The sequence below is a fragment of the Flavobacterium sp. B330r genome (assembly GCF_056824325.1).
In genome coordinates this window covers 2625992-2644196 of record NZ_CP124860.1, presented here as the reverse complement: position 1 = coordinate 2644196, position 18205 = coordinate 2625992, and the positions used below count along the sequence as shown (strand labels likewise).

Genomic DNA, 18205 nt, shown 5'->3' with positions numbered 1-18205 from the left:
TACCGTTGTATTTTGTGTATTTTTTTTGAGTGGTGCAAATGTACAAATTAGATTGTAGAATTTAAACCTATAATTTTAGATTTTTTTCAATAAACCCTATAGAAATTAAGATCTCAGCATTCTTTAACACTATTATTTCGAAAAATCTTATTAAAAAGACTAGTAATCAAAATACCAATTAAAAATATCTGAACGTAATCCGATACTAAACCAAGTCGTACTTTGTTTAAAAGTTGCTGCCGTTTCTTGAGTCGGATCAAAATTTCTGTAGATTAAACTTCCAAATAATTTCAAGTTTGTCATTGGATTAATTAAATATCCTCCTTGCACATCTGCAATAAAAACACTGGTTTTATTTCCTTGTCCGATTTTCACACCCGTATCATACGGACGTTTTACATCGTAACTTTTATAAATATTTCCTCCGTAGTTATATGAGTCTGCTGCGGTATCAAAATCCAAACCTCTAGTCCCAACAGTCAATTTTGCATCGGCAAGCCAACGCCCTTTGTGGTATCTCGCAATTGCAATAAGTTCTTTAAAATTCCCACCCCATTGATGTCCTACACTCTGATTGTTGTGTCCGTAGTTTGTAATAACAGCGCTGTGCGAGTACACGTAAGGACGAACACTGTTCAATTCAACCTGTACCAAAAGATCTTTTACATTAAATGCATTGAAGTATTTTGCTCCAAGCTGAAATCCGAATTTATTTTTCCAGCTTTGATTTCCCGCTCCAACATCTGAAACAGAAAATTCATCAATCAAGAACTGCGAATACAGATTTATGCTATTATTCCATTTGTATTTACCCGTAATCCCCAAAAGTGCATTTCCACTTTTAGATGAAGATCCAAATTCTACTGCACGGTAAAAAATAATCGGATTAACAAAATTAGCATCAAAACCTCTGTTGTTGGTGTCTGTCCAAACTACAGATTCAAAAAAACCTAAGTTTACCCTATTTGAAACGTTCCAGCTTAAATAATGGTTCGCCATGAATTTTGTTGCGTAAGTTCTCTCTGCTGTTACTTCTGGACGAACATCTTTCATCCACATATACGTATTGGTATATTTAATTTTCCAAAATTTAGTGTTGATTTTAAAGTACGGGTACGGACTTGCTCCATCGCTTTCCAACAAAGAACGATAACCATCACCTATGAAATTTCTTCCATAACCCAATTGAAAATCAAATATTTTTCCTGGCGCGAAAGTAATATTCGCTTCCGCTAAAGGAAAATCATAGGCATCGGTTTTGAATCTTTTTGCAATTCCAACTCCCGGAATTATTGCCGGATTTCCTCCAGATGGTTTAATAGATTCCGCATAATCGTTAAAATACCCTGCAAATCTTCCCTGACTTTCAAAAAATGTAGTTGTAAAGTTAATTTGTTTCCCTAAACCTCCTCTAAAGTTTAGCGCCCTAGTATTCACATAAGTGTAAGATGCATCAAGATCTGAAGCCTTACCCATTTGTAAATCTACAATCGGATTTAATGAAAACCAATAATCTTCTCCTTGAATCTGCACTAGATTTTCATTCCACCATTTTCTTCCCAGCCAAGTCGATGTTTTTTTCTGCAACGATTCATTCACCGCTTTCAAATTATAATATTTTGAAACCTCAGCGTACGTATAAGGTTTAGATGCTGTATGATTATTAATCCCAACTTGATTCATTTCTGCATCAAACTGCGCATAATAACTATGTGAAAAAGGAATATTTAAATGACTATCAAATTCTGGATTATTGTATTTTTTGTATACAATACTATCCAGCTCAGTCATTGGTTTTTGTGTTGGCTTTAATATTTCTGCCGCTGCCTGAGCTTCTGCTGCAAGCTGTGAAGCATTTTTTAGTGATATATCAATAGAAATCGTATATTTAGAATATGTCGGTTTTCCATTGTAAGTTGAGGGTTTTATTTTTTGAAATGTGCCAAAAACTCTTTTTGCTTCTTCAGACAATTCTTCCGTTTCTGCAGAAACATAAATTACTTTAAATTCACCTTCTGCATTTACCTCAAAAAGTACTTTTACTACTCCTTTATAATTGTTTTCTTTTAATTTTTGAGGGACTTGAAAATTGCTAAACACAAAATCTTGAACTTCTTTATAAAAACAATTTTCTAATTTTTTGCCTTCTAAATTTTCGCAGTTAGGAAAAACTGGAAACATTTCTGCTGCAAAACCTGGCTGAACAGAAGAATTACCATTTTGCTGAGCAGAAACAATAAAGAACGAAGAAATTAAAACAAGGGACAAAAAAAACTTATTCACTTAAAATTTGGGTATTTATTTAATATTGATTTGGGGAAATTTCTTCGTTTACAATTGCTTTTGCTGCCGAAGTTCCGATACGTTTTACTCCTAAACGAATCATTTCTGCAGCTTCTTCAAATGAACGGACTCCACCAGCTGCCTTTACTGAAAGCGGCGAAGCATTTTCGAGCATCATAATTATTGCTGGAACTGTTGCTCCATTTGGAAGATCATTCTCTGTTTTATAAAAACCTGTAGAGGATTTCACAAAAACAGAATCAAAATCTTCTTCTTTAAAATTAGATACTACAACATGTTTTATTAAAGAAGATAACTGGATAATTTCTTTATCTGTTAAGGCCGCAACTTCAATAATCCATTTTACTGTTTTATCATTTGCCAATCCAATCTGCGTTCCAATTAAGATTTCTTTTTTAACCAAATCGAGATCTCCATTCTTGAAGGCTTCATAATTACAAACAAAATCTAAATCGTCAGCTCCATTTGCAATTGCTTCGTTTGCTTCTTTAATTTTGGTTTCCAAACTTGACTTTCCTTCTGGAAAATCAATTACAGTTCCAACCAATAAAACAGAATTGGCTTCAACAATCATGTTTTTTGCCAAAGAAACATACTCTGGACGAATCATAATTAGCTTAAAACCTTCTAGAATTGCTTCCTTAATTGCATTTTTAACCACAACAGTATTTTCTGCTTCCGAAAGACCAGCTTGCGATGCAGTTTTCAAATACGTGGAGTCTAAATATTGCTTTACATTCATTTTGATTGAAGTTGCAGGAAACCAGCACAAAAGTACATTTTATATTGAAAAAACATAGCTTTTAACTGCTTGATTTTCTTGTAATAAAAAACCCACCGAAGTGGGTTTTGAAATTATATTTTATCGATTTGACTCTTAAAAGCTATTGCAGAAAAAACTGCCACAAACGCTCCTAGTGCATTTGCTAAAACATCTGTAACATCTGAAGCTCTTGTTACTGTAAGAGCACTTTGGAGAATTTCTATCGTAATTCCGAAAAAAACAGAGAATATAAAAGAAATCAAATACGCTTTATAAGCGTCTGCTTCTTTTCCTTTTAATTCTTTTTTGAAAAACAAAATCCATGAAATTGTAAATCCAAAATGAAAACAGAAATGTACAATTTTATCAATGCTTGGAAAACTAACCGCTGGTATATTACTAGAATCTGTAAGACAAAAATAAGTAATGATTCCAGAGCAGATAATTGCCCAAATTAATAATAGTTGTTTAGGCACCGATTAATTCTTTATAAGCTTGATCAGACAATAAAGTGTCAATTTCTGAAGCATCAGCAATTTTTATTTTAATCATCCATCCAGCCCCATAAGGATCTGAATTTACAGTTTCTGGAGCACTTTCTAAGTCTTCATTAAAAGCAATGATCTCACCTGTTAATGGTAAAAATAAATCAGAAACTGTTTTTACAGCCTCAACAGTTCCAAAAACTTCATCTTTTGAAAGTGTCTGATCTAAAGTTTCTACCTCAACATACACGATATCTCCTAACTCTTTTTGTGCAAAATGAGTAATTCCTACAGTTGCAACATCTCCTTCGATGCTAACCCATTCGTGATCTTTTGTGTACTTTAAATTTGCTGGTATGCTCATAATCGTTGTGTTTGAAAATTGATTGTTTAAAATTTAAGCCACAAATGTAATAATCTTCTAATAAAATCTAGTTTAGAAACTAAAATTTAATTTCCAAAATTATAACGAAGTGTGAAACCTGATCTGATATTCGTTAAAGGGAAAGAAGTCGAAATAACTGCTTTCGAGAACGAATGATCGTAATAAAATATTGCTGTTAAGTTTTTACTAAACGCATAATCGGCAGTTAATTTTAAAGTCCAGATGTTCTGTCCCGCTGCCAGCTGATTATTATCGTAATCTAAATATCGAACTAAAGTTTCATTATTTCTATATGAAAAATCAGCTTTTATATTGATATCACTCTTAATAATTCCAGTTGGATTATCTGCCAATCTTGATGAAATAATAACATCTTTAAAACGATATCCTACTCCAACAACATACTCTATTCCTTTAACCTCTGTCAATAAATTATTATCAAAACTCATAGACAATGCACGGTCCTTTTTAACTTCTGTCAATAAACGGAATGAATTTTTCAACTCAAAATCAATTCTCATCAGCGGGCTAAATTGCTCCACTAAGTTAACATTAGACATGATTGTTTTATTGAAGAAGTTCGTATTTACGTCTTGCCCTCCAGGGGTTTCCAAATAATCAAAATTTGACCTAAACTGACTTATTGTATATGATGCTCTATAATTATGTTGTAACGAAAAACGTCTAAAATGATCTTTGAAATACTTATAACGCATTAAACCATTATACTTCACATTCCAGTTCGGGATAGGGAAACTTCTAAAAATCCCTGTTGAACTCTTTGAAGCATCTGCTCCTGTATATGCCGCCATAAATGAAGGTAATAATACGGCTTGATTACTTTTTGAGAAACCAATAGGATAACCTTGATTGGCTACATAAATTTTATAATTCGGATCTGATTCATCTGGGATAGGATTATTTGCATCTCCATATCTAGGAATCTCCCCTCCTCCATAATGCTGTTCTGCCAAACGATTTGCAATAACTAAACGATTGCTTCTAAAATCATCAAACGCAGAAGACTCCGTTTCTGAACTTGTTGAGAAAGCAGTCTTAATCAATACTGTAGAAATTGAAAACATTCCATAACTGTATGGTGATAATGCGATATACTCGCCTGTATTTTGATCTACACTGTATTGCTCTGATGAGTTTTCAGAATAAGCACGATCCATAGCCAGATCGATTTTCAAATCAGGCAGTAAATCTACGTTTGCCATTACTTTCAAAAGCTTATTACTTACTTGCGTAAAGTTTTGATTAAAATTCTGGTAATTAGTCAGCCATCCATTTTTGGCAGCTTCAAAGCGTACATCATCCTGACTACCGAAAACAAACCCTAACGAAGGTTTAGATGTACCAAAGAAACCAACTCCAGGAATATATCCCGGCAAAACGGTTCCGCTATTTTTTGTATAGTTGATTTGAACATTTTTAATACTTGTTAAAACCCCGATCAAACCATCATAAAAAGGATTACTGCTGGTAACTGGTTTAGCCGTATTTACAATTTTCTCTCCCGGTTTTGGTGGTGCAACAGGTTTTGGTTTTGCTGGTTTACCCCCTGGTGTCAAACCTAAATATTTATACAGCGTATTCATATTTAATGTCGTAGAGAAAGTATTCGAATTGGCATTTTGAACCGTATTTCCTAAATCCCAAGACACTCCACTGTCATCAACGTATTGAGAAAGCGCCGTAGACGATCTTTGCCAATTGTAATCTGCCGTATAAGAATAGTTTGCTTTTATAAAACTAAATATTGGAATTTTATTAATTGGAATGTCATAGTTTAAAACCAATTGCTGTAAATGCTGATTTGGTATACCAATATCAAAATAATCATCCCAGATATTAAAATCTTCTTTTGGCGTATTATCGTCGTTCAAAAAGTTTCTTACAATATTGTTAGACGCTGCTGTGTAATTTAATTTTAACGATTTTGTCAAATTAAATCCGAAACCATACTGATAATTAAATGCAAAGTTTCTTCTGTAAAGAGGATCTAATCCAATGCCTTCTACATCAACTTGTCTGTATTGCTGGCGATTACTTTGCCTTAAAATATTGGTATTAAATGAAACGTTCGAAGGAAGATAATTGATATTAAAGTCGCTTAGCAATTTCCAATATTCACTTGTTTTCATGAATTTGGTTTGCTTAAACGGAACTACTTCTTTAGGCTGAAAAGTGTAAGCATAATTGACCGAAGTATTAGACTGCTCATCATTATAACTTTCAACTTCATAATCATGTCGCTCTACCTGATTATATGACTGCGAGAACGTAAAGTTTTCTACATCATAAACATGCGGCTTCTGTTCTGGCGCTCTATCTTTTCTTACCCCAATAAAATTGATGCTTTTACGCTTCGTGTAATCAACCGCACGGGTTCTAATATTTTCTTTTTCTGTCGGATCTGTAGTTTCTGCTATTAATTGATCTAACTTAATATCCTGATTAAACGGATCGTATTCTGGCGTAATAACTTCTTCTCCAATAGCATAATTGAATGGAAGATTAATACCCCATTTCGGTGGCAATAACTTTCCTAAATTTATATTGGTTACAATGTTGTACTGCTGAATATCTTCACGATCTCTCTCGTTGGCTCCTTGCTCAAGAGAACCAAAACCGATTGTGCTCTTTTTTCCAGAAGCAGATAATGTCATTAAATCGGCCATATTGGTATCTACATTCAGTAATGCAGCCATACCTCCTTTGTTTTCCAAATCGGACATACGAAGTTCGTTAAACCATACTTCTCCCATAATATCCTTATGGTTTGCCGCGCTTTTTACCCCGACCATTAAATTTCGAACTAAACCGAAATTCGGATTTCCTTTAATACCTAAAGTCAATTTACCATCCTGGTCACCACCGTCTACATCTGGATCTCGGTCTGGATAATAAATACCATTTATATCTCTTTTTGGCGAATTAATATCGATATTCATTCCCAAGATTTTCATTCTAGTAAGTAATGAAAGTGCTACATCAATATTATTTTCTTCAAGCCACACTTGATCTGGACTTATAGTACAACTCCCTCCAGTTCTCGTTACTTTTAATGGAATCTCAATTTGATAAAAGTTTTGTGTGAAGTCATTACCAAAACGAATAAATCCGATCATCTCATCGTCTAAAAGCTGAGTTTCATTTGGAAGAGATTCTGCATGAAGGAACATTTTCAGTTTTTTGTACTGACGCATATCAACACTTACATTTTTGAAAACTGCTCTAGAATCTTGATATTCTAATCCGGAACCTGCAATTCGCAATGCTAAAGACTGTTCGTTCTGATTGATAATTGTGTTATTGTTGTACAATTGCTCTCTTTGAACTCCTGGCGGAATAACATAATTTACAGGACATTTAGTTCCGTTTTCCTGAATATTTACAGCTGCAACATCAAATTGAGTTCCGTCATCATCAGGATTTGTATCATTTGCATCAAGTGTTCCTGTATACTTTCTCCATTCTCCTCTAACTAAATCTAATGCCCCAAAACGAACTGTCATTTGATCGTTAAACCCAGTCATAAACATACGCATGAAACGAATAGATCTAAAATCGGTAATATTTCCAATAGTATTTTGAGGTTTCGAAACCGGAATTTTAAACTGAATCCATCTTGCATTGGTTGTACTACCATTAGGAAGATCTACGTTTTGAACCTCTCTAATATCCGTAATATAATTTTCTCCAACTTGCATTCCTGGTCTTACATCAATACTATATTCATAATACGCATTGATTGTACTCATGGTATTATCACGATTGATGTCTTCAACGTCTGGAAGAGTTGTAGAACCACGATTTGGATCATCAACGCTTACGGCAGAGTTCCCCTCTGTTCCATTGTATCTTTTATAACGCTGTAAAATGCCTCCTTCTGTATTTAAGAAGTATTTATAGTTATCTGCTGCGGGATCTTCTTCTCCTGCATAGTTGGTATAGATTGATCCCTCTTTTGCGTCTGGCAAACCATCTAAACCAACATCCTGATTTTTACGATTGTCTGGATTAGTATCAAATGCATAAATCAATGATTGAGATGCTGGCACGTCTCCCCAAATCGGTTGTGGATTTACCATAATCTGATCTGGTCCTAAACCATTTTCATATTGTTTTCTTCCGTCTTTTAGAACATCTTCTGAAACTTCTCCTAAATTGAAGTAAATTTTCCCATTATTAGTTCCTTGAGCCTGCCCCGTTCCAACATAAGGATCAAGTACCCAGAACTGAATGTATTCAACATTTCCTTGCTCAAAGTTTGTAGAATTCAGCGCACGCATAATTCCACCAAAATTAGATGAAGGACTGCTTGAACTAAAATTAGGGTTATTATTGTAAGGCCCTCTATCTGATGGATAATATGTTAAGTCTAATGTATTAACAACCTGAATCTGCCCTTGTGCAATATCTGTATTTGGATAAAGCTCTCTGCTATAAATTCTTCTTGTTGAGTTTAATGATAAATCATCATTTGAGACTCCTGATGGTTTTGAGGTGTAGAAAATTGGATCGATAGTATACCAAGCCAATTTTGCACGTTTAAAACCATACTCAAGCGTATTGGAGTTGGCATTGAAAGTATTGTCTGTTGCAGAAGTAATAAATGGTGTAGAAGCCAAACTCCATGCATAAGCAGATCTCATATCGATTGTAGTCTGAGTACCTTCAAAATCATCAATATAAATGGTTGCTTCGCCTTCAAAATCACTTGCTTTTGGAGCATCTGGTTTCAAAAATGCGACTTCTCCACGAATCGAAAGATTAGACGGAACATCGGTATCTATATTAGGTAATTTATTAGCCAATCTTGTCAAAAACGGAACTTCTGTCGCATAATTTCCATTAAAACCAAAAATGGTATTATTTACAGATTCTTGTCCGTAGCTTGATTTTTGAGTGAAAGGACGTTCTGTCATTTTTAAGAATGTACCTCCAACCACAAACTTTTCAGAAATTTTATGTTCAACATTGAATCCCATAAATCTTCTTGTCTGCTGCCCAAAGATTGAATTGTTCTCCAACGAAACTTCAATCGGTGTATTAGAAGCTTGAAGCGAAGGATCTAATATCTGCACACGTCCTAATTGATAATCGACACTATAATCTATACCCTCTACTAAAACACGTCCTGCAGCAGTTACCACAACAGACCCTTGCGGAACGTTAAAGGCTCCGATAGGAATACCATTGCTTCCCGAAGATTTATATTTTCCTCTTAATAAGAATTTGTTTTTATCGCTATCCTGCAATGCCCCAGCCTGAGTATTTCTGTACATGTTTCTAAACACATACTTCTTCTGATTTGCATTATAGGTAGCTGGATCATTATAACTTTCTCCAGAGTTGGTGTTTAACTTTCTAAATAAAAGTTCTCCAAAAGGCTCTTTAGTGGTGAAAATAATTCGGGCATTCTGCACATCAACCGTAACTCCTGGAACATAATCGAAGAATCCGTCTCCTCCTGTTTGCGGATCGTTGTTGTAATTTAAACGGTCAAGATTAAAAACATTCAATAATGGCGTTTGGTCTACTTTATCGTCTGGTGCAGGATTTGCCGGAAAAGTACTTCCTGTTACTGGCGTAATATAATTTATTGGCGAAGGATCGGTATAAAGAATATTAAGTCTAAAATCTTCTTGTTTGATTTGGTAGGCTTGAGGAATTTGATAAACGTTTTTCATCATCAAGTTCCAAACCGGATTTTGAACGTTTGTCAAACTACTTTTCAGCATTTTTAAAACCAAACTCTGTGTTACAATTGCTTGATTGGCATTGTTGTTTCCTGTAACTACAGTTGCATCTACACCATCACTACCAAACTCCCCTACTTGGTATGTTTTTCCTCCAACTGTATATTCAAACGCAACCGCTAGAATTTCGTCATTGGCCAATCTCTGCTGTAACGAGATGTAACCCAACTGTGCGTTAAAAGTATATTCGTTTGTAGTTAATTTTCTAGCATTTTCCAGAACAGAATAATCAGTTCCCTCGTTTACGTTGGTATTATTAAATCCAGATTTTGCTGTTACAATTTCTCTAATATTAGAGTTTAAATAACTTCCTGCTTTTCCAATTGATGCCGGATCGTATTTGTTATTTGTATTATCTGTAGGTGAATCTATTGGATTATTAAAGAATCCCCCAGGATTTGTAATTACAACAACCTGATTATCTGGCACACCAGAAACTTGTCCTTCCCCTAAATCCTGAAGCGCAATAACGTTTCTTAAGTTGTTACTGGTTGTTGTTACCCTATTTTGTTTATTCGTTACCCACACTTCGATTCTGGTAACTTGAACACGGCTGTCAATTAACGGATAGTTTTTAAGAGAAGAATCGTATTTATTTCTAAAGTATTGTGATAAGAAGAAATGTCGGTCATTATCATAATCTAAGGCAAACAAATCGAAGTTTTGTACGGTACCACCACCCTCTGCGACTATACTTTTGGTTTGAGACTTTTGTTCTGAGAAAACTCCCGTAACAGTTGTCTTACCAAATTGCAGTTGTGCTTTAACCCCAAATAAACTTTGTGCGCCTCGAATTAAGGTACTATTTAAAGGCATGCTCACATTACCGACCTCAACTTTCTGAACAATATCGTCCTCTGAAGGCGTGTAAGCTAGTTTAAATAAGTTCTGAAAAGCAAATGTAGATTGTGTATCGTAGTTGGCATTTACCTCCAAACGAGTTCCAATTTTTCCCATTAAACTCATACTGATTCTTTGATCAAAATCAAAAGTTAGAGAAGATCTGTTTCTTGGCGAAAATGAAGGATTGTCTTGTTTAGTATAACGCATCCCCAAATCCATTTCTACTGACCCTGTGGGCTTTACATCTATGGTATTACTTCCAAAAATGCTTTCGAACAAGCTCGAATTGATATAATATCTTGGCAATAAATCTTTTTTGGCTGCCTCGGCTCCCGCTTTTTTACCATCAATAGCATCAGATTTTTTTCTAAAATAATCTCTTCTTGCTTCTTTCAGAACTAAATCTTCGTATTCTTTTGGAGTTAGAATTAAAGGGTAATTGATGGAGAAACCATCTACCGAATTGGTATAGATATAACGATCTGTAATAGGATCGTATCTATATGCCGAAAGTACGCTCGGAGGATCTTCGAGCTCTATCTTACCTACTGAAAACTGAGTTTTAGTTGTATCTTGTGCCGCCGGTGTAACCTGTGCCCGTAAAACATTACCGCAGAGCAATACCAGCAACAAAATACAAATTTTACGCATAGAATTCTTTTATATAAAATGAAATTTATAAGCTTTTTAAAGCCTTTTTGATAATTGTTTCAACGGTAGCTTCTGGATCTTCTTTTACGATTCTTTCTACCACTTTTTCTGAAGCTTTTCGGACAAAACCTAACACTTCTAGAGCAGATAACGCTTCATCTCGGTTTCTATTGTTTTGAACAGCAAAAACTTCGTCAATATCGTACAATTTAACAACTTTTTCCTTTAAATCAAGTATAACTCTTTGTGCCGTTTTGTTTCCAATCCCTTTGATAGATTGGATTACGCCAACATCTCCCGATGCAATAGCGTTTATAATTTGTTTTGGTTCTATAGACGAAAGCATCGTTCTCGCGATTCCAGCTCCGATTCCTGAAACAGAAAGCAGCATTCTAAAAATTTCGCGCTCCGATTTTTCGGCAAAACCATATAAAGTATGCGCATCTTCTTTAATTTGAAGATGCGTATACAATTTTATATTTTCAGAATTTGGAATTAAGGAGAAGGTATGTAGCGATATATTTACCTGATAACCAACCCCTCCACAATCAATTACAACCTCTGTAGGATTCTTTTCTACTAATCTTCCCTGCAAATGTGCTATCATAAATGTAATTTATTAGTATCAAATATAACAAAAATGCCATAAAACTACGACAAATTTGTTCAATCCTTGTTAGAACGTTTATTGTGTTATTTTATTCTTTTTACTTTCTTTTTCCTGTGCATCAATAACAGCAATAGCTGCCATATTTACCATTTCTTCAACGCTAGCACCCAATTGGAAAATGTGAACTGGTTTGCCCATACCCATCATAATTGGTCCTATTGAATTCACTTTATACAATTCTTTCAATAATTTGTAAGTGATATTTGCTGATTCTAAGTTAGGGAAAACCAATGTATTCACTTTTTTTCCTGCTAATTTAGAGAATGGGAATTTCTCTTGAAGCATTTCTGGATTTAATGCAAAATCTGCTTGAATTTCTCCATCCACAATTAATTCTGGATGATTTTTATGCAAGTAAGCTACAGCTTCTCTAACTTTTGAAGCGCTTTCGCTAGTTGAAGAACCAAAGTTTGAGAATGAAACCATTGCTATAACGGGCTCAATACCAAACATTTTTGCCGTTTTTGCAGTCATAATGGCAATATTAATCAAATCTTGTGCAGACGGATTAATGTTTATTGCAGTATCTGATAAAAACATTGGCCCACGAGAAGTAAGCATCATATTTGCAGTTGCCACCAAAGAAGCGTTAGGCGCTTTTTCGATTAACTGAAGCATTGGTTTAACTACTGAAGGATAGCTTCTAGAATGTCCTGTTACCACTGCATCTGCCTCTCCTTCGTTAACCATCATAGCGGCAAAGTAGTTTCTTTCGCGCATGAATTTTTCAGCATCTAATTTAGAAACACCTCTTCTTCCTCTAGTTTCCCAGAATGATTTTGCAAACTTGTTACGTCTTACGGCTTCCTCATCTGTTTTGGGATCGATAATTTCTAAATCGGCATCAAAACCTAATTCTGCTTTTAATTCCAAAATCTGTTCTTTATTCCCTAATAAGATTGGGAATCCGATTCCGTCCTCGTAAACAATTTGTGCTGCTTTTAAAACGTTTAATTGATCTGCTTCAGCAAAAACAATTTTCTTCGGGTTTAATTTTGCACGGTTTGTAATCAAACGCACCATTTTGTTATCGTTACCCATACGTTCGCGAAGAACATCTTCGTAAGCTGCCCAGTCTGTAATAGGATTTTTTGCCACTCCAGATTCCATTGCTGCTTTTGCAACCGCTGGAGCTACCACTGTAATCAATCTAGGATCGAATGGTTTAGGAATGATATATTCTTGACCAAAACCAAGTTTTGTTGCACCGTATGCTACGTTAACTTGTTCTGGAACTGGTTCTTTTGCCAAAATAGCTAAAGCTTTTACAGCCGCCATTTTCATTTCTTCATTAATTTTTGTCGCTCTTACGTCTAGCGCTCCTCTAAAAATATAAGGAAAACCTAAAACGTTATTTACCTGATTAGGAAAATCTGAACGTCCCGTAGCCATAATAACATCTTTACGAGTTTCTGTAGCTAAGTTATAATCGATTTCCGGATTCGGGTTTGCCATTGCAAAAACGATCGGATTTTTAGACATTGTCAATAACATTTCTGGCGAAAGAATATCTCCAGAAGATAATCCGATGAAAACGTCAGCGTCTTTTACCGCTTCTGCCAAAGGAATCTGAGGTCCGTCAATTGCATATTTTAATTGTAAATCTGAAAGTGCAGGATTATCTTTAGTTAAAAGTCCTTTACTATTGTACATTAAAACGTTTTCTACTTTTACTCCAAGTAAAACATATAAATCTGTACACGCAATCGCCGCAGATCCTGCTCCAGAAACTACTACTTTTACGTCTTCTGCTTTTTTACCTGCCAATTCAAGTGCATTGATTAAAGCTGCAGAAGAGATAATTGCTGTTCCGTGCTGGTCGTCGTGCATTACCGGAATATCCAATTCTTCGATCAATCTTCTTTCTATTTCGAAAGATTCTGGAGCTTTAATATCTTCCAAATTGATACCTCCAAAAGTTGGAGCAATATTTTTTACCGTTTGAATAAATTCTTCCACATTTTCAGTATCGATTTCGATATCAAAAACGTCTATATCAGAAAATATTTTAAATAATAAACCTTTTCCTTCCATTACAGGTTTTCCTGCTTCTGGACCAATATTTCCAAGACCTAAAACAGCTGTACCGTTTGAGATTACGGCTACTAAATTTCCTTTGGCTGTATATTTATAAACGTCTTCTTTGTTTGCTGCGATTTCTAAACATGGTTCTGCAACTCCTGGCGAATAAGCCAATGATAAGTCTCTCTGGGTTGCATATTTTTTTGTTGGAACTACCTGAATTTTTCCTGGAGTTGGTTCTGCATGGTACAGTAACGCCTCTCTTCTTTTACTCTCTTTGTTCATTTTTTTAGCATTTATTCTAGCTTACAAAGATATAAGTCTTGTTTTAAAATGGCGTCTTTTTAGCGTTTTCTTTTCTTAAAATCTATTCGAATAAATAAAAAAAGTCCAATAGAAATTGGACTCGTTTGAATTTTTATCGTTTTTAGTTACTGTTTATTGAGAAATATAAGAATTCAAATGGTTGATTGTGTCTTTTTGAATTTCCATAATTGCCTTCACCACATCGCTGATTGAAATTACTCCAACCACTGTTCCGTCTTCTAAAACAGGCAGGTGTCTTATTCTTTTTTCGCTCATAAGTTCCATACAATCTTCAAGATTATCTGAAAGTTTTACCGTAAAAACATTACTTTCCATAATCTCATGAACAAAAGTTTCTTTAGAAGATTTATCCTTCAGAACAATTTTTCTGGCATAATCCCTTTCCGACAATATTCCTTTTAAAATAGTATCATCCATAACTAAAATTGCTCCAATGTTTTTTTCTCCCATAACTTTTAACGCATCATAAACCGTTAAATTGGAGAAGATAGAATACACATTCCTTCCTTTTGCTTTAAGTATTTGATCTACAGTCATAATGAAAAATTTTTAGGTTTATAAAGTTAAAACAAAAACCAACACGATCTACAGCGAAATCGATTTTTTAAAAACATAAACAATTCATTTTAAACATAATACATCAAAATTTATATTTTCAAAATTATAGTGTAAAGAATGAAATTGTTTAGAATTGTTTTTTGAGGAAAATTAGATTTTTTAACTTTTACCGACCAGAAACCCCTAGCGGGGTTTTTTCATTTTTTTTGACCAATCAAATGTCCCTACGGGACATTATAAATACGGATAAACATTCACTTTCTACCGACCAGTCACTCTTACCGGAGTGTTTTTTTCACACATTATATATAATTCGAACCCCACTCCGGTAGGAGTGACTGATCGGTAGAAAAAAAAATTATCACACCACCTATCCATTATCCCGTAGGGATGATTTATAACCCAAAAAACCCTTTTCTAGAATTTAGAAAAGGGTTTTTAAATTTTATGTGAAGATTCTTTTACATCGCAACAATAATAAACTCGCTTCGTCTATTTTGCATATGCTGTTTTTCGGTACATTTTACTCCGTCTGCACATTTATTGACTAATTGCGTTTCTCCATAACCTTTTGCACTTAATCGATCTTCGCTGATTCCTTTTTGAACCAACCAGTTTTTGGTTGATTGTGCTCTTTTTTCTGAAAGAATCTGATTGCTTTCTGAAGAAGAACGGCTGTCGGTATGCGAACGAATATCAAGTCTCATATTTGGATAATCATTTAAAAGATTAACCACTTTCATTAATTGTGGCTCTGATGTCTTTTTAATAGTTGCTTTACCCAAATCAAAGAAATTCATAGGCAGGTTTAACAGTTTTGCAATGTCTACACCTACACGCATAGAACTCAATTTTACTGGACTAATTGCCACTTTTTTGATCGCTACCGTTTTTGCTGCAAGTGGTTTAAAGACTTTATTTAATGCAATCATTTCAGTAGTTTCTCCTTTTTCTTTAAGGATTGTTACTACAACTTCTTTGGCATTATAATCGTTTTTAGCAGTCCTAATGGTGTATTTTTTACCACATCTTAGATCAGGAAAAATGTAATTTCCTTTTTCATCTGTAGTGATTGTTCCAACTGGATCAAATTTTTCATTAAACAAAGTCAGAGAAGTATTAGACAATATTTCCTTTGTCTCTGCGTCTGTTACTGTTCCCGATAAATTTTGTTCGCAGATTAATCTTCTTGTTTCTGTAAATCTGTAAATATCATCCATCCCCAGTCCGTTTTCTCTGTTTGAAGAAAAATAACCGCTTCTGCTTTTACTGTCAATACTGAAGGCAAAATCGTCTTGTTTACTATTTACAGGTTCTCCAACATTTAAAACGTCATCATAAGTTCCGTTAGCTTTAATACGAGAAGCAAAAATGTCTAATCCACCTAAACCTGGACGTCCGTCTGTAGCAAAATACAATTCATTTTCTCCAGAAATAAAAGGAAAGGTTTCTCTTCCTTCTGTATTAATAGTTGGGCCTAAGTTTTCGGGTGTACCAAAAGTTCCATCATTATTAATTGCAACTTTATAAATATCAGATTGTCCTAAAGCTCCTGGCATATCTGATGCAAAATAAAGTGTTTTTTCGTCTACGCTTAAAGCGGGATGCGCCGTACTGTATTGATCGCTATTGAACGGAAGTTCTGCAACATTTTTCCATTCGTTATCGATCAATTCTGCTTTGTACAATTTTAATAGCGTTACATTTTTGTCGTTGCTTCTTCTTTTACCATCTGTAAAATTATTTCTAGTAAAATACATCGTTCGTCCATCTTTAGTAAAAATCGGACTCGACTCATTGAAATTATCTTTTTTCCTTTTTACTAAAAGTTCTGGTTTTCCAACGCTTCCGTCTGGAAGCAGATCTGCTGTGTATAATCTAGAGAAAGATCGGTTTGTCCATTGAAAATTAGCTTTAACAACTCCGCCTGTATCGCGTGCAGAAGTAAAAACGATTTTATTATTGTAAACAGCACTTCCGTAATCTGAATATCGAGAATTAACGCCAGCGTCGGCAATTTGGAATCGGCCTGAGTTTTCTTTTATATCTTCTAAATAATTCTTGTCACTTCTAATAAGATCTGCTCTCTTTTCTGCAGTTGCTTTTTGATTGAATTTCTGCAAAATCTCATCAGATCTACGATAATCTCCTCCCGATTTTAATGATTGTGCGTATCGATACAAATATTCAGCATCTTGGTTTTCGTTTATTATAAACAGTTGTTCATACCATTTTAAGGCTTTCTTTAATTCACCATTAAAATAGTATGAATTTGCCAAACGCTGAATTACACCTTCGTTGGTAGTTTCAGCATTTACTAAAGTCTCGTATACTTTTATGGCATCCGCGTAAGCGTACTCTTCGTATTTTTTATCTGCATATTTTATATTCATCGTAGTAAATGGATTTTGTGCATTTACATTTGAAAAAAAACAAAACAGTAAAATAATCAATATTAAATTTCTAGCTTTCATAGGTTGTATTAAAAGAATCTTGGGGATATCATTTTATTGTAATTATTAAAGAATTCGAATCTTAGGAAAACCTCATGAGATCCAGAATTGTATTTTCTTAATCGTGTCGTTTCATGATCGTAACCATAACCTATGTACATTCCTTTTGTAACTTGAAATCCTGCCATTGCACTAACAGATGCACTCCAACGATAAGCAAGTCCTAAAACGAATTTGTCATTAAACATAAAATTTCCTGAAACATCAACTTGCAAAGGAGCTCCTTCTACCATTTTGGTCATTAAAGCTGGCTTGAACTTTATGTACTCTAAATGATCTAGATTAAATACATAACCTGCAATTAAATAATAATTGATTTTTTCTTTGAAAATAGCTACATCGTCTGAGTCATAACGATTTGTTTCTATAAAATTAGGAACCGATAACCCGACATATGCTCTGTCTGAATGAAAATAAAGTCCCGCTCCAACATTGGGCGAAAATTTATTCTTAAGGTTCTGAAACTGGGGATCATCTTGATCTTCATAACTCAATTTATTGATATCGATGTTAAAAAGATTAGCTGTTCCTTTTATTCCGAAAGACAAATTCCATGTATCTGAAGTTGGAATTGTATACGACAAATCTGCCGATAAAGTATTCTCTACAGTTGGTCCGATTTTATCATTTACCAAAGAAACTCCAAGTCCTAAATCACTATTATTCAAAGGTGTATTAACAGAAAATGTACTCGTTTCTGGCGCTCCATCTAACCCAACCCATTGTGTACGATACAAACCAAAAACGCTTAATGCTCCACGTGAGCCTGCATAGGCTGGATTGACTTCGATTGTATTATACATGTATTGTGTATATTGCGCATCTTGTTGCGCATTTGACACAATCGAAAAAAACATAAAAACTAAAATTAATTTTTTCATTTATTAAGTTTTAGAACGGCCTAGGGTTAACT

Annotated in this window: 10 protein-coding genes; all 10 read right to left on the bottom strand. The window is 34.5% G+C overall.

All coding sequences use genetic code 11. The features are described from left to right. Positions 1 to 159: 159 nt before the first annotated feature. The 10 genes from QLQ95_RS11805 to QLQ95_RS11760 all read right to left on the bottom strand — a co-directional run bounded on the left by QLQ95_RS11805 (position 160) and on the right by QLQ95_RS11760 (position 18173). Positions 160 to 2283, bottom strand: coding sequence for an energy transducer TonB (locus tag QLQ95_RS11805; protein ID WP_482503913.1), 2124 nt, complete (start codon positions 2281 to 2283; stop codon positions 160 to 162). Positions 2284 to 2302: 19 nt separating this feature from the next. Beyond that, on the bottom strand, positions 2303 to 3046 hold the full coding sequence (deoC, locus tag QLQ95_RS11800) for a deoxyribose-phosphate aldolase (protein ID WP_482503911.1): 744 nt from the start codon (positions 3044 to 3046) through the stop codon (positions 2303 to 2305). A 113-nt stretch (positions 3047 to 3159) separates the two neighbouring features. After that, positions 3160 to 3543, bottom strand: coding sequence for a VanZ family protein (locus tag QLQ95_RS11795; protein ID WP_095927913.1), 384 nt, complete (start codon positions 3541 to 3543; stop codon positions 3160 to 3162). Then, positions 3536 to 3916 carry a glycine cleavage system protein GcvH gene (gene gcvH / locus QLQ95_RS11790; RefSeq protein WP_095927914.1) on the bottom strand — a complete coding sequence of 127 codons (381 nt, stop codon included), beginning with the start codon at positions 3914 to 3916 and terminating at the stop codon, positions 3536 to 3538. Before gcvH ends, QLQ95_RS11795 begins: the two co-directional genes overlap by 8 nt. Positions 3917 to 4002: 86 nt before the next feature. Next, complete coding sequence (sov, locus tag QLQ95_RS11785) at positions 4003 to 11202, bottom strand: T9SS outer membrane translocon Sov/SprA (protein ID WP_482503909.1); 7200 nt, start codon at positions 11200 to 11202, stop codon at positions 4003 to 4005. Positions 11203 to 11227: 25 nt separating this feature from the next. After that, positions 11228 to 11809: a Holliday junction branch migration protein RuvA gene (ruvA, locus tag QLQ95_RS11780; RefSeq protein WP_095927916.1), complete on the bottom strand. Its 582-nt coding sequence runs from the start codon at positions 11807 to 11809 to the stop codon at positions 11228 to 11230. Between the two features lie 78 nt (positions 11810 to 11887). Beyond that, complete coding sequence (locus QLQ95_RS11775; RefSeq protein ID WP_320492722.1) at positions 11888 to 14179, bottom strand: NADP-dependent malic enzyme; 2292 nt, start codon at positions 14177 to 14179, stop codon at positions 11888 to 11890. Positions 14180 to 14332: 153 nt separating this feature from the next. Further along, complete coding sequence (locus QLQ95_RS11770; protein ID WP_482503907.1) at positions 14333 to 14758, bottom strand: CBS domain-containing protein; 426 nt, start codon at positions 14756 to 14758, stop codon at positions 14333 to 14335. Positions 14759 to 15240: 482 nt separating this feature from the next. Then, positions 15241 to 17253, bottom strand: a complete 2013-nt coding sequence (locus QLQ95_RS11765) for an OmpA family protein (RefSeq protein ID WP_482503905.1) — start codon at positions 17251 to 17253, stop codon at positions 15241 to 15243. Between the two features lie 8 nt (positions 17254 to 17261). Continuing rightward, complete coding sequence (locus tag QLQ95_RS11760) at positions 17262 to 18173, bottom strand: PorP/SprF family type IX secretion system membrane protein (RefSeq protein ID WP_320492720.1); 912 nt, start codon at positions 18171 to 18173, stop codon at positions 17262 to 17264. Positions 18174 to 18205: the final 32 nt, after the last annotated feature.